Below are 14,835 nucleotides of genomic sequence, written 5' to 3' on the forward strand. Positions count from 1 at the left end.
CTTTTTTGTTTTATAGTAGTAAAAAAGATTTTGGAAATAATAATGGATTTAAGCATACAACTACTTAATGCGCGTATTTCAAAGCAGCAGTTAAATGAGCTCGATAACGACTTTAGGCAGTTAAGCCCTGCTCAGCAAACTTTGCAGCTTAACCATTTATATGACAGCGCCCAACGGTTGAGTGTTAAGTATGACTTTATGCAAAACATAGCAATCCGTATATTAAGTACTAATACAGCACCTTCTCTATTTATTAACCAACTCACTAATATTGACGCATTGAGCTTTTTTACTCCAGCGCTGAGAGTAAATAAAGGCTTTTTAGTACAAGATACTCAAGGAAATAATGTACTGCACAATGTGTTTAAGCATGCCGATGCTACAAAGCTGCCATTTAACTATGTACGCTCTTTAATGTTGTTTGAATCAAATGATGACTTAGTTAAAGCGTTGGCGCAGCCCAACTCTCACGGATTAACACCAGTTGCCTGCTACATTGCCTATGCAAATAAATCGAGCACACCGGTAAAGCATGAATTCTCAGCTTTGTTAGCATTAATGGAAATAGAGCAAAAACAAAATCCTAACGCAAAACAGCAGCTTGCCAACGTACTAAAAGGGCAAAAAGTTAACGAGACCACAATTTTACTGAGCGCCGCTTACTTGCAACGCTCAACGGCGCAAGTTGCTCACTTAATCAAGGCGCTTTAATTCACTCACAACTTCTGTACGCACACTGTCTATGGCATGTGTAATAGATTGCGCAGCACTTTGCTGATCAACCATATTTGGCCAATTTGTTTGCCAGACCTTTTGTAAGTCTTTTGTTTTTAAATGTACTTTATCAACGGCTAAGTAGCTTAAGTCATGAATTAAGTTAACTTTAACCCAGCCTTTTCTAGGGCTGCCATCTATTTTGTTATTATCGTAATGTGCCGCAAATACAATAAGCTCAAGCTCGGCTAGTTCTTGTAATATTTGAAAGCTAGCAATGCGTGTATTGTTGTTCTCTTCACTTGCCTCCATTCGCCATGCATTATAACTAAAGCCAATAAACGCAAACACCACGCTCGCTATAGCAGTAAAAAAATACGAACGGGGCGCCAGTACAAACTGACCATATTTAGACTCTGACATATTATTTCCTAGGGCCTGTTTATCTTTCGAGGTTAAATTTACAGCAGTATGTTTGGTATTTAGTCAAGGCAGAGCCTATGCAGTGTGGTTATTCCCCATTAATAGGCGATAACGTGGAATAAATGCCAAACATGCGCTGCCCGAAGGGTTCTGCCTAGGGGCAATTTACTCTTTGTTGCCTACATGGATGTAGGTAAGGGGCGTGAGCAGGACGCGGAAGCTTTGCTCGGTTTTTACTTAGCCCGCTAGGTTACAAACCTCACGCCGCGATTAAATCGGCCCCTAGATTGAACAAATTTTAATCCTGAAAGGTCAACAGGCCCTAGTCATTTAAATAATATTCAACACTGGTTACCACTCTTATATTTTTTATTTGCGGTGTGTTTGAATCTCGATTACTGATACTAAATTGCCCTTGGCGAGCTGTTTTTATTTTGCCTAATTTTGAATTAGAGTCTTTAGCAAATTTATTAGCGACTTCACGCGCTTTTTCAGTTGCTTCTTGCACCATCGCAGGTTTTACATCATTGAGGCCAGTAAAAATATATTCAACTTTTGTTTCGTAGCTGTCCTGCACTATTGCGATATCTTGTTTAGCAAGTTGGCTCACTTTGCTCAGCGCGTTTTGCACTTTATCTGGCGCATCAGAATAAACAATAATATTTGAGCGCACTATGTACCTAAATTGCTGATTTTCATTACTGTATTCACGTGCTTGCTTATCAATAACTGACTGGCTGCCTATTGTTATTTCATCGTCGTCAAAACCATGCAGTTTTAAAAAAGCAGTTACAGCATCATTTTTTTTCTCAACTCGGCTGACTAATTTTTCAAGATTATTGTCGGCATCACTAAATTGCAGAGGCCAAATTACCGTATCGGCTATAACTTCTCGCTCGGCCAATCCCTTAACCTGCACAGTACGTTCCATCTCTTTTACACTGAGAGCTGTGCTCTTTAAAATAAACCCTAAGCTAATTAAGCCTATACTTAAACAAATAGCCGCTATAACAATGTAAAAACCGGGGGTTTTATTCACAATAATCTCCTTGATTGATATCAATAATAAGCATCTAGACGCTCGAAATAACACAGTAAACAGGGTACATTGAGACTATAAATAACGCAAAATTTAATCAGCCTAGGAAAAACCATGAGCCTTAAGCGCATTACCCAGTTTTTTAACCCAAGCTCAGTGGCCGTTATTGGTGCCTCTAATATATCAACTCGTGCTGGTTTTGTGGTTATGCGCAACTTACTTCAAGGCGGTTTTAAAGGGCCGATAATGCCCGTTACTCCAAGCCATAGCGCAGTACATGGCGTACTTGCTTACCCCTCTATTGCTGACTTACCAAAAGTACCCGACCTTGCTGTTATTTGTACTAACAAAAATACCTTAATTGATATTATTGAGCAGCTTGGAGAGCTTGGCTGTAAAACGGCTATTGTTATTGCAGATGGGCTTTCTGGGGAGCAAAAAAGCGCGCTTAAAGCATGCGCTCAAGCCAAACAGGTTACTTTGCTTGGACCCAATTGTTTGGGCTTGCTGATCCCTCATATTGGTTTAAATGCGAGCTTTTCACATACAGTAGCAAGCCCAGGTAAAATTGCATTTGTATCGCAATCAGCAGCAGTATGCTCAACCATTTTAGATTGGGCTAAAAACAAAGAAATTGGATTTTCATATTTTGTATCGGTAGGTGATTGCCTTGATATAAACTTTAATGAACTACTCGACTTTTTAGGTCGTGATGCTAAAACCAAAGCTATTTTACTTTACATTGACAACATTGAAGATATTCGTGGCTTTATATCAGCAGCAAGAGCTGCGGCCTTTAGTAAACCTGTAATTGCAATTAAAACAGGTAAAACAAGTGCAGGCGCACTTGCAGCCGAAATTCACACCGGCGGAAAGCAAAGCTCTGATGCTGTTTACGATGCGTTATTTCAACGAGCGGGTATGCTGCGCGTAAATGATTTACGAGAGCTATTTGCAGCGACACAAACACTCGCCATGCATCCAAAATTATTAAAAGTAGAGCAACTAACAATTTTAACTAATGGTGGCGGCCCGGGTGTTATGGCCGTTGATGAGCTAATTCAAAGCTCCGGTAAATTAGCCGAGTTGAGCATTGAAACCCGAAATGCGCTAAATAAAGTAATTCCGCAATCAGAAACCACCTCAAACCCTGTGGATATTTTTGGCGACTCAGCACCTGCGCGTTATAAGCAAGCATTAGAAATTTTACTGCACGCAAAAGAAGTTAAAAACTTACTGATTATCCATACTCCCTCAGCGCTTGCGCCCAGCGAAGACTACGCCAACATTATTGTAGAAACCTTACAAACATTACCCAAAATGGCACGCCCTTACGTTATAACTAATTTTATGGGTGAAGACGCATCTTACGCCGCCAGAAAAGTGTGCTCAAACAACGCAATACCAACTTATAGAACACCAGAGGGTGCTGTTGGCGCGTTTATGCACTTGGTAACGTATCGCCGTAACCAAAAGCATTTAACGCAAACACCTGAGTCGAATACAGATGACGCAAAAATAAATAAAGTAGCAGCTAAAGCGCTTATTAATGAGTTTTTAGATGACGGACAAAGCTACTTACCTACCCATCAGGCAAGCCAAGTATTAAATCACTATGGTATTACATGCATTCAAACTGAGGTGGCTTACACCCCAACAGAAGCCAGAGAGCAAGCCATAGAACTTGGTTTTCCGGTCGCGTTAAAACTTATTAGCCCAAGTATTGCTTCAAAGTCTGAAGTAGGTGGTGTGGTGCTTAACTTAAACGATGCCAACGAGGTTGAACAAACCGCTTTTGCAATGCTTATCCGTATTAAAAACACTTATCCGGATGCTATTATTGAAGGGTTTTCATTACAAAAAATGGCGCCGCGAGCAGGCGCAAATGAGTTGCGAATTGCGATTAAAACCGAGCCTAATTTTGGTCCTGTTATATTATTAGGTGAAGCAGGAACCGGCCTTGAATATGCGCAAGCCGCTGTTGCTCTGCCTCCACTAAATATGAACTTAGCAAAGTATTTAATTGCCGCAGCGCACGATAAAGGTGTACTAAAGGAGCGCATATTACCCGAAAAAGTTGATAAGTATCGTTTGTGTGCACTGCTAACGCGTATTTCTCAGTTAGTTATTGATCAACCTGACATAAGCTCAATGGAACTTAATCCTATACTTGCCAGTAATGGACAGTTTTTAGTGCTCGATGCCACAATGACACTTAGCCGTTATCAAACTCAGAGCAATCGTAAGCGCTTATCTATTCGTCCCTACCCTATTGAACTTGTTGAAGTGGTAACACTTAAAAACAACACCCAAGCTACGCTCAGACCAATAAAGCCAGAAGATGAACAAGCTCATAAAGCATTTGACGAGTCACTTAATAAAGAAGACAGATATAAACGCTTTTTTGGCGAACTACCACAATTTAACCACGATCAACTCGCTAAAATGACGCAAATTGATTACGACCGTGAAATGGCGTTTATTGTGTGCCAACGCTTTGAAGGTAAAACTCGCACATTAGGTGTGTCTCGCGTCATTATGGACCCCGATAACCTGCATGCTGAGTTTGCCATTGTAGTACGCTCAGATTGCCAAGGTTTAGGGCTTGGTCGCATACTAATGAGTGCAGCAATTAACCACTGTAAACGTCAAGGTGTGGAATCGATTGAAGGCATAACCTTACCAGAGAATACAGGAATGATTGAGCTTGCCCGTAAGTTAGGTTTTAAAATTAGTCGCGACTTTGAAGAAGGCAGTATTAACATGGTACTTAAACTTAAATAATGAATGAACCACACACTTTAAGACAAAAAATGGCTTGCCTGTTTGAAGGCACAGGCCAGTACCATCGAGCGGGACATATTCTTGATATTGCACTCATTAGCTTAATAATGATCAACGTTGTAGCCATTGTTATTGAATCAATCCCAAGTGTGGCAGAGCAGTATTACAACGAATTCTTAGTTTTAGAAATTGTCTCGGTCGCTATTTTTGCTATTGAGTACTTAGCCAGGCTTTGGGCTTGCGTAGATAAAACACAATATGCAGCAATGGAAGGGTCTCATACCAAACGTCGGCTTAGCTATTTTCTCTCTCCTTTGGCAATTGTTGATTTAATTGCGATTTTACCAAGCTTAATGATGTTTTTATTTCCTCTCGATTTACGTTTTTTACGCGTGCTCCGACTATTAAGGGTATTTAAACTCACTCGCTACTCACGCGCCATGCAGCTACTTTTAAAAGCCTTTAACGATGAAGGTAGTTCATTAATGGCTGCTTTTTTTATTATGGCCGTCGTGCTTATTTTAGCTTCATGCGGAATTTACTTAATTGAGCACGACATACAACCCGATAAATTTGGCTCTATTCCTGCGGCTATGTGGTGGGCAATGGCAACACTAACAACCGTTGGTTATGGCGATGTAGTACCTATAACGCCATTGGGTAAGTTTTTCGGCGGGGTTATTACACTACTGAGCATGGGAATGGTTGCAATACCTACCGGTTTACTGGCGTCTAGTTTTTCAGAACAAATACGTAAACGCCGCCAATTTTTTGAAGATGCCGTACATGAACAAATTCAAGATGGCACTCTTAATGATACTCAACAAGAACACCTAGAAGAACTACGCTATAAATTAGGCTTGAGTAAACTAGAAGCTAATAAGGCCATTAAAACGCAGTTGAATGAGCATAATAGCCATTTGTTTTGCAGGCACTGCGGTAAAAGGCCTTAAATAAGTACTGCTATTATTAATTAAATATATCACTCCAATTGCGATTAATAAGCGGTAGTACTTCGGTATTAGGTACCGGTTTACTAAATAAGTACCCTTGAAAATGCATGCATCCTCGCGCCTTTAAAAAGGCGAGTTGGTGCGAGCTTTCTACGCCTTCAGCTACACATTCTTTACCTAAACTATCTGCAAGCGCGAGTATTGATTGAATAATAGCTTCATCGTCAGAATCTATGCCTATGTCTTGTACAAAGCTTCTATCTATTTTTAATACATCAATAGGAAAACGCTTTAAATAAGTAAGCGATGCGTAACCCGTACCAAAATCATCCATATACAATCTACAGCCCAACTTTTTAAGTTGTTCCATGCTGTGTAGCGCTTCTTTTGAATCACGCATTAATATTGATTCGGTTATTTCAAAAACAATTGCCTCAGACGACACTCCTGAATTACTTAACGCTTTTTTAATTTCAGGAACAAGGTCTTTAAACTCAAAATCAAGAGCCGATAAATTAATAGATAAATACAGGCTAGGTGAGGCTTTTCGCCACTCTTTTAGCTCTAATAAAGCGCGCGCAAAAGTCTGCAGCATAATTTTTGTAATTAGGCCTATACCTTCTGCTGCCACCGAAAATTCTTGAGTTTGCACAAGCTTATTTTCAGGCCAACGCAGCAGTACTTCAAAGCCTTCTGTTTTTTGACTTTCAGCGTTAATGATAGGCTGGTAGTAATTACAAAATTCTTCTTCTTGATACGCTTTAGTTAGCTGAGACTCAAGATGCAGCGCTCTTTGAACATGCTGATTCATCTCTTGCTTATAAAACTGATAACGCCCCTCTAAAGAGTCTTTTGCATGATATAACGCTATGCTCGCAGCTTTTAAAAGCGCAGAGCCTTGCTGAGCATCATCTGGTGATATAGACACACCAATACTTAAATTAACGTTTACAACTTGGCCATTAATCGTAATATTTTGATTCACACAATCCATCAACTTAGTGCATATAATGAGTACTTGTTCGATTTGCTGAATATCTTCCACCAGTACTACAAATTCATCGCCACCAAATCGAGCAACACTATCAGATGGACGCAAGGAGCATTTTAAACGCTCAGCGACTTCTTTAATTAGCTCATCAGCAACTGCATGCCCCAAAGAGTCATTAAAGTATTTAAAACGCTTAATATTTATATGTAATAAAGCAACTTTACATTCGTGAAATTTTGCTTGCTCAAGGGCGTGTTCAACGCGGTCATTAAATAATGTACGATTTGGCAACCCTGTTAAGGCATCGTAGTTGGCCAATAAGTGCAGCTCGTTTTCGGCTGATTTTTGTGCGTTTATATCGGTTAAAATAATGACATAGCTATTAAGGCGCTGTTCGTTATCGGCCACTGCACTTATTTTCACAAGTACATGACGCGACTCACCACTTGCTAAAACTACACTGTCTTCACACGAAAAGTGTTCTCCAATAGATAGCTTTTGCATTATGCGTAAATAATCAAAACGATTGCTGCGCGATATACCTAAATTTAATGCTCGACTAGATAACGACTCAGCAGAGAAGTTAAAGGCGGTTTGCAGTGATTTATTAGAAGCCCGAATATTTAAATTTTTATCGAGGATAAACACCCAATCACGTGTTTGCTCAAATGCTGCCGTAAATAATAAAGCGTGTTCTTCAAACACCATCTCACGGGTCATATTTGTGTAGGTACCCGCTACTTTTTGTGGCGTTTTATCATCCCACTCAACTACTTTTCCAAAATCTTTATACCAGCGCCAATAGCCTTTTGCATGGCGCAGGCGGTAGGTGCAATTAAAGTAACCTTTATCGGTAGATAAAAACTCAAGCCACTCTAAGCGAAATAGCTGTTTGTCTTGCGGATGAATTTTAGATAAATATTCATCAAGGCTCACGGTTTCATTTTCGTAGCCTAACTCACTCGCTAAGCGAGGTTGGTAAATACTTGGATTACTTGATTCCCAATCCCAAACACCCGATTCGCTGCCTTCAAGCGCTAGCTTTAAACGCGCTTCGCTTTCTTTACTTTCTTTATTTGCTGCCAATAAAATACGCTGAATTTTATTACGGCGCATAACCCACATAGCAACAAAGCCAATAAACAGCATGCCATAAAGCACCATAAAATAAGGTGCACGCCAAAGTGGATACTTTACTTTTATTTTTAAAATAGCAGGCGAGGTATATTCGCCAGTCAGGGGGTCTTTAGCCCAAACTTTTAATTGATAATTACCTGGATTCAATTTTGGAAACAATACACGGTTGTTATTTCGGGTATAACTTTTTTGTCCGTTATCGAGTTGATACTCATAAATGATGCGTTCTTGATTACTAAATGCCATGGCCGAAAATGCAACTTCAAGCCCTATATCATCATGGTTTAACACAACCTCGTTGAGCGGTTGTTTTAAATCAAGCGATAAATCTCGTGACATTAAATCAACTCGCGTAATATTTACGTGATCAATAAGCGACTGATAGTTTTGGTTTTCCATTGGATGAAAATAAGTAAAACCTTTTAAGCTACCATACGCAATATGGCCATCTTTAAGCTGTGCCATGGCGTTGCTATTGAACTCAGCAGAGAGTAGCCCTTCTGATGTAGAAAATTGCTGAAAATGAAGTGTTTCTGGGTTTAATCGCCAAATGCCTTTATGGCTACTCATCCAGATCATGCCATCATCATCTAGCACCATATCGTATAGCAGAGTGCCTAATTTATTCCTCTCTAAATCGATTGTATGGACTAATTGATAAGTAGATGCGTCAAGGCCTATTAAGCCGAAATTAGAAAGTGATATCCACAATATATTGTTGTTATCAATTAAGTAAGAAAGCACACTAATGGCTACGTTTTCATGCTGTTTTGGCACTTTATAAATCATTTTAAGTGCTAAATCACTTGGGTTTACTTGGTATAAAATACCGGCATTAAAAAATAATGGTGAATCTGGTTTATTGCTCAGCGCAGGTAAAAAGCCATGGGCTAAAAAGGGTTCAAATTGATCAAACTGACCACCCAAACGCGTTATTACTTGAGAATCTATATTGTATATAAATACCCCATGATCTGAGTGCACAAAGTATAGATCGCCATTTGGCATTAATGTAACGCCATGTACCCTACCGGTAATTAGCTCCTGATTAGCAGGGTTATGTACTTTAGGTTCACTAACTTGATGCGTTACAGGGTCAAAAATAAACAAACCACGATTTGTATAAAGCCATAAATTATTTTTATAAGGCGTTATTTCATATACGGTAAACTCAGTGGTGAGTAAGTCGACTTTGTAATCTTTTAAATAAGCTTTACCAATATTTGTTTTTAAATCAACCTCGGTAATACCGTTATGCGTTGCAAGCCAAAGCTTGTCTTTATATTCGGTAATTCCCCAGATAGAGTGATGCGATAAACCATCCCCCCCGAGCAAAGTGCCATCGACATTATTAAAATGATAGCTGTCATGAGATAAGTAAAACGCACCGTCGGTTTTAGTCGCAACCCACGTACCACCCGATTTATCTTTTGCCATATCAATAATACTGGTATCGGCAAGTGTGTACTTACTTTGGGCTATTCGAGTGTTTTTAATCATCTCCCCGGTGTTTAAATCAAATTTAAACAAGCCTTTGTCGGTAGCTAAATCTATTGTTCCGTGTTCGTTTACTATGCTCCAAACATTTAGGTCACTTAGTAATACTTTACTTTTAAAAGGTAAATCTGGGCGTTCAAACATTTTTGATAAGTTACTAATATCAACTTCGTATAAGCCTTGTACCGCCCCTACTAACAACTGTTTATTTTCACCTAATGCGAAAGACTTAACATTATTTTGGTAAATATGTTCAGCTTCACCTTTTAAATGCTGCAGGGGTCTAACTTGCTCTGTGGCAATATCAAATACGTATGCGCCATGGCTTGTACCTATAAATATATAACCATTGTAAGCAAACAGCTTTCTCACAAGGGTATTTTTATATTTAGCAGGCAGCTCAAAAATAGTTGTGATTTTTCCGGTTGCGATATCAAGCTTTGCAAAATCGCGGCCTCGCCCAATCCAAAGTGTTTTTTTATCAACTGCCACCATACTAAAAACAGACTGATTGATAATTTCTTCTTCACTGGTAGGTTTTTCTAGAAATTGCTGATATGAATCTGTTACGGGGTCGTATCTAAATAGGCCTGCAAGTAAAGAGGCTATCCAAATGTGCCCTTGAGGGTCTTGGTAAATACGATCAATGATCGCTTCTTCTAATTCACCATTAGGGCCGTTTATTGGAATAACTTGATAGCCATCATAACGATTAAGCCCAGCCTCAGTAGAAAGCCAAAGGTAACCATTAGTGTCGATAAGCATTGTATTAACGTAGCTTTGCGATAAGCCTTCGCTTGGAGATAAACGTTTTACTTGTGCGCCTACTTGGCAACTTAGGATAGTTATTAAAACTACAAAGCAACTAATGATCCCATTAACGCATTTACTCATGCTTATTCCATATTATTATTTATTATTATGGGTACTCTAGAGCGACTATATTTCGATGTTTGTAAGTATCAAAAAGTACTTGTAAAGCAAGAGTATATGTTAACACCTGGTTAAAACCAATAGCACAATATAAATCAACTACGTTTTTATATGCGAAGGTATTAATCATCTTATCTTGCGACTTTAAGAGTGTTGATAATAGCTGTTTAGCAACACCTTTACCGCGATGTTCCAGCGCAACAAACACGGTAGATAAAAATAAAAACTCTGTTTTATCTTGCAGCCTACATGCTGCAACTATTTCATTATTATAGTAAGTAACCCATACCTTATCTTGTTTATTAGCCCGTCCTCTTACATTATGTTTTTTATAAAATTTATTAACGAGTGGAACTTTTAGCCCATCCAGCAATTCAACTATATACATTTTTATATCAACACTTAGCTAAGCATTAGCGCTAAATATTGCTCAAATTTTTGCTTCAAAACCATTTGTTCAGCCATTGGACGGCTATGGATTGTATTATAAACTTGCTCTCTCGTTTTTTTATTTCGCTTAATTTGATACGCCCAAAAAGACGCTTCATAATCTAACTGAATTTGGTATTTTTCTTCACGTGGCAATAGGCATAAATTAAAACTCACAATACTTCCTCATTCGCTTTTAAAATTATTTGATTAACCCCGAAACTGGGCAAGAGGTAATCTCCTTGTTATTATACGCGTCTTATTTTATTTATTTCTGTAGTAATTGGAACTGATAATGAATAGACATTTTAGTATCTTGTTATTATTGGTAAATTTATTTTTTAGTGCCTCTTGTTTTAGTCATCAATACAACCTCACTTTTAATCGTCCGCAAAGTACACCACAAGCTGATTATGCCTTAGAGTTATTAAAGTTAGCATACGCAGATATCGGTTTTAAAATACATATAATCGATTTTAGTCACCAAAATGCTTTGCTAGCTGCAAATAATGGCGTACTTGATGGGCAGTTAGGAAGAGATGCAAGCGTTGAAGAAAATTACGAAAACTTGATTAGGGTCGATTATGAGCTCTTTAAGTTTGACTTAGTATTATATAAAAACTGTTTACCTAGCAGTTTAGAACAGCTCGATAGCGTCGCAATTGTTGATGGCTACCCTGTCCAAGAACATTATTTAGCAAGCACACAGTTTGCAGGGAATATTATTAAAGTTAAAAGCATGAATACCCAACTTAATTTGCTTGCTCAGAAAAAAGTACAGGGAGCTTTAATGATTAATTTTATAATGCAAAACAATGAGCTACCTTCACCTCAAGGTTGCTTTGTAAAAGAAGTGCTGAATACTTATCCGCTTTATCATTATTTAAATAAGCGTAATGAAAACTTGGTAGAAAAGCTTAAAATGTCATTAATTAACTTAACTAACAATGGCACTGTGTACGCACTAAGAGCCAAGTATGGATTAAGCTTTTAAAAGTCGAACCCTTGCTGCTGCGCCTGTGTGCTTAGCACTGCATTTTGCTGCTTTTTATGAAGATAACGTTTGTAGCGCTGCTGGCACAAACTAAGCACCTTCTTTTTTTGGTCGTTCGTTAAGGTATTCCACGAAAAGCGTTCATCCCGACTACGATAACACCCTTTGCAATACCCTCTGTTATTAACTAAGCAAATACTCTTGCAAGGACTTGGAATATCAAATATTTCAATTTGTTGCATGCATAAGTACCGCCCAGTTGAAGAGGAGGTATTAGTATAGCGTTATTTTTGAGCAAAAAAAAAGCAGCAATTTAATTGCTGCTTAGTTTCATTGAGCTGTGAGTATTAATGTTCACAGCTATTAGTATTTATCTCTGTTTTACGGTGAAATGGCTTAGCGTACATAGCTAGCACTAATGGTTTTAACTCTTCAGGTACACAGGCTAAACGTTGTTCAAATGTCGCTGTATCAGGAGAGTCTATTACCGCATCTTTACAACCACCAGCGATGTAATTGCCTGGGTGTAAATAAAACGAATCAACAATTTGCCTATCAATTGTTTTAGCAAGCTCTTCAGCACTATCACATTTAGATTCAATTGGTTGCCCAAATGCTAAATGCACGTGCCCTTTAGCAGTACTAAAGCCTTCAACAATGCTCGCAATATCTTCACCAGCCGATTTAACGTACTCACCATGATGCTGCTTGTGGTAAAGCTCTTTGGCTTTAGCAATTGCACACGGCTCATATTGATAAGAAATAGAAACAGGCACTATTTTTAACTCTTTAATATAATCGCCAAACTCTTTCTTTTGTTTACGCCCATTTAATTGCAGCATCTTTAAAAGCGCAGGATCAGTTTGATCAAAACCGTCTTTTGCACGCCCTTCTTTTTGCGCAATCCAAATAGAATTTCCACCGACCACAGAATCGTAAATGTATGACGATAATTGAGTCAGTGCTTTTAACATCTCTTTTGGTGCTTTAGCAGAGCGCTTAACTATAAAGCTTTTATTTAGACGCATAAGCTCAGTAATGTAAGGTATTTGCAATAAATTATCGCCAATAGCAATACGCACTGTTTTCATTTTATGTTGGTATAAACCCCAGTTAACTAATGCAGGATCAAGCACTATGTCTCTGTGGTTTGAAATAAATAAATAGGCCTGGTTAGCATCTAACTGTTCTAACCCAGAAAAGGTAACTTTTGATGTGGTGCGTTTCACTAGTTTATCTAAGTATTGTGCCACTTCATTTTGCACATCTTCAACGGTGCTTACTTTGCCCCATTTTTTGCGTAACTGACTTCTTACCATTGGACGCGCAATAAAAGGCACTGCCGATAAAAAGCGCGGTAAATTATACTTTGCTATTACATCAATAAACGCATCATCGTTAATTAAACGTGTAAGCGACGCCGCAACTTCGTCGTCGTTGTATGGGCGTATATCTGCGTATTTATCTTCTAATTCACTCATTACTACATCTACAATGTTAAAAAACGGTACGCCAAAGCGCACCGTTTATGTCTATATCCGATTATAACTCAGCCAATCTAAAATGCGAAATAACCAAAAAAACGATTTTTATTTTTAGCAACTTGCTTTAAAGCCGAGTTTAATTACCTTCTATGACCATGAGCTTGCTTAAAAGTGCAAAAATCTGATCAGTCTAGCAAAATACCATGTTCTCAATCTGCTAGTGGGCAGACCACTAATACAAAGCCCTCTAATCATTTGGTAGTAATACCATTAACAAAGCCTTTCTTTCGTAGTACCTTAAGCTCGTATTTTAGATTTTTGATGGATCGTAGGCATCTTTTTACGATTTTAACTCTTTCAGATCCACTTATTTTAGGGCTCATAATGAACATTACTATTCTTGATAACGCAACGTTAGCTAAAACGTCTCTTACTGGTATTGAACAACTTGGTAAATTAACGACTTATGAACTTACTAGCCCAGAGCAAGTTATTGAACATTGCCAAGGTGCTGATGTATTAATCACTAATAAAGCCGTTTTAAACCGCGACACTATTAGCAAACTTACACAGCTTAAATTAATTTGTGTAAGTGCAACTGGTACTAATAATGTTGATCTAGAAGCCGCTAAAGAATTTGGTATTGCCGTAACTAATGTAGCTGGCTATTCAACACCTTCTGTTGTTCAACATACGTTTTCTTTAATTACTAACTTACTGGGTAACACACACCGCTATCAGGCGGATTGCCAGCAAGGCGCGTGGCAAAAAAGTGAAATGTTTTGCATACTCGATTACAGCTTTAACGACTTACAAGGTAAAACATTTGCCATTATAGGCGGTGGTACGCTAGGTAAAGGCGTTGCTAAAGTGGCTGAGGCATTTGGCGCAAATGTTATTGTTGCAGAGCGCAAAGGTGTTAAATGTCGCGACGGTCGTACGCCTTTTGAAGACGTCATTAAAACAGCCGATATAATCAGCGTACACTGTCCGCTAACAGATGAAACACGTGATTTAATTGCACTTAATGAGCTTAAAATGATGAAGCCAAGCGCTATAATTATTAATACAGCACGTGGTGGAATTATTAACGAATCCGACTTAGCGACAGCGCTTGAGCAAAACCTAATTGCTGGAGCCGGTGTTGATGTACTAACTAAAGAACCAGCTGAGCTTTCAAACCCACTTGCTAATTACAAAGGTAATAACCTTTTACTTACTCCACATATAGCATGGGCAAGCACCGAATCTATTGTGCGTTTAATTAATGAAGTAAGTTTAAATATTGCTGCATTTAATAAAGGCGAATCACGCAACCGCTTGGTGTAGTGATTTTATTGTAGTAATCAAATAAGCTAAAAAATGGCTGTTTTTACTAATACATTTAATATTTTATTAGATAAAAACAGCTTAACCCACTTAACAAACTGATTAATAACAACTTATAAATATGGTCT

At 38.4% G+C, this 14,835-nt stretch carries 12 protein-coding genes; 5 read left to right on the forward strand and 7 right to left on the reverse strand.

Features of this window, described 5'->3' with window-relative positions; genetic code table 11:
* Positions 1–42 precede the first annotated feature (42 nt).
* Positions 43–711, forward strand: a complete 669-nt coding sequence (locus tag GQR46_RS06450) for a hypothetical protein (protein WP_165725178.1) — start codon at positions 43–45, stop codon at positions 709–711.
* On the opposite strand, the gene GQR46_RS06455 is transcribed toward GQR46_RS06450, so the two are convergent.
* Positions 694–1,137: a hypothetical protein gene (locus GQR46_RS06455; RefSeq protein ID WP_007585421.1), complete on the reverse strand. Its 444-nt coding sequence runs from the start codon at positions 1,135–1,137 to the stop codon at positions 694–696. The two genes, GQR46_RS06450 and GQR46_RS06455, sit on opposite strands and share 18 nt — an antisense overlap.
* Positions 1,138–1,459: 322 nt before the next feature.
* Complete coding sequence (locus tag GQR46_RS06460; protein ID WP_024590673.1) at positions 1,460–2,176, reverse strand: SIMPL domain-containing protein; 717 nt, start codon at positions 2,174–2,176, stop codon at positions 1,460–1,462.
* Between the two features lie 114 nt (positions 2,177–2,290).
* Here GQR46_RS06460 and GQR46_RS06465 point away from each other — a divergent pair, with 114 nt between their 5' ends.
* Together GQR46_RS06465 and GQR46_RS06470 are read left to right on the forward strand one after the other, a co-directional pair.
* Complete coding sequence (locus GQR46_RS06465; protein WP_165740473.1) at positions 2,291–4,960, forward strand: bifunctional acetate--CoA ligase family protein/GNAT family N-acetyltransferase; 2,670 nt, start codon at positions 2,291–2,293, stop codon at positions 4,958–4,960.
* Positions 4,960–5,913, forward strand: a complete 954-nt coding sequence (locus GQR46_RS06470) for an ion transporter (protein ID WP_165740475.1) — start codon at positions 4,960–4,962, stop codon at positions 5,911–5,913. Before GQR46_RS06465 ends, GQR46_RS06470 begins: the two co-directional genes overlap by 1 nt.
* Positions 5,914–5,929: 16 nt before the next feature.
* Here GQR46_RS06470 and GQR46_RS06475 read toward each other — a convergent pair whose 3' ends face one another.
* Genes GQR46_RS06475 through GQR46_RS06485 form a run of 3 tightly spaced genes read right to left on the reverse strand, consistent with a single transcriptional unit; the run spans position 5,930 to position 11,077 of the window.
* Positions 5,930–10,432, reverse strand: coding sequence for an EAL domain-containing protein (locus tag GQR46_RS06475; protein WP_165722136.1), 4,503 nt, complete (start codon positions 10,430–10,432; stop codon positions 5,930–5,932).
* A 25-nt stretch (positions 10,433–10,457) separates the two neighbouring features.
* Positions 10,458–10,859 carry a GNAT family N-acetyltransferase gene (locus GQR46_RS06480; RefSeq protein ID WP_010553303.1) on the reverse strand — a complete coding sequence of 134 codons (402 nt, stop codon included), beginning with the start codon at positions 10,857–10,859 and terminating at the stop codon, positions 10,458–10,460.
* Positions 10,860–10,873: 14 nt separating this feature from the next.
* Positions 10,874–11,077, reverse strand: a complete 204-nt coding sequence (locus tag GQR46_RS06485; RefSeq protein ID WP_002962585.1) for a DUF3283 family protein — start codon at positions 11,075–11,077, stop codon at positions 10,874–10,876.
* Between the two features lie 118 nt (positions 11,078–11,195).
* Between GQR46_RS06485 and GQR46_RS06490 the strand changes: the two genes are divergently transcribed.
* Positions 11,196–11,894 (forward strand): transporter substrate-binding domain-containing protein, encoded by a 699-nt coding sequence (locus tag GQR46_RS06490; protein ID WP_007586939.1) that lies wholly within the window; start codon positions 11,196–11,198, stop codon positions 11,892–11,894.
* On the opposite strand, the gene GQR46_RS06495 is transcribed toward GQR46_RS06490, so the two are convergent.
* Together GQR46_RS06495 and GQR46_RS06500 are read right to left on the reverse strand one after the other, a co-directional pair.
* Positions 11,891–12,136: a DUF1289 domain-containing protein gene (locus GQR46_RS06495; RefSeq protein WP_165740477.1), complete on the reverse strand. Its 246-nt coding sequence runs from the start codon at positions 12,134–12,136 to the stop codon at positions 11,891–11,893. The two genes, GQR46_RS06490 and GQR46_RS06495, sit on opposite strands and share 4 nt — an antisense overlap.
* A 105-nt stretch (positions 12,137–12,241) precedes the next feature.
* Positions 12,242–13,375: a 1-acyl-sn-glycerol-3-phosphate acyltransferase gene (locus tag GQR46_RS06500; protein WP_024590668.1), complete on the reverse strand. Its 1,134-nt coding sequence runs from the start codon at positions 13,373–13,375 to the stop codon at positions 12,242–12,244.
* A 387-nt stretch (positions 13,376–13,762) separates the two neighbouring features.
* Here GQR46_RS06500 and GQR46_RS06505 point away from each other — a divergent pair, with 387 nt between their 5' ends.
* Positions 13,763–14,707: a D-2-hydroxyacid dehydrogenase gene (locus GQR46_RS06505; protein ID WP_007586942.1), complete on the forward strand. Its 945-nt coding sequence runs from the start codon at positions 13,763–13,765 to the stop codon at positions 14,705–14,707.
* Positions 14,708–14,835 lie beyond the last annotated feature (128 nt).

Source organism: Pseudoalteromonas sp. Z1A6 (assembly GCF_011378745.1).
GTDB classification, from domain to species: Bacteria; Pseudomonadota; Gammaproteobacteria; order Enterobacterales; family Alteromonadaceae; genus Pseudoalteromonas; species Pseudoalteromonas arctica.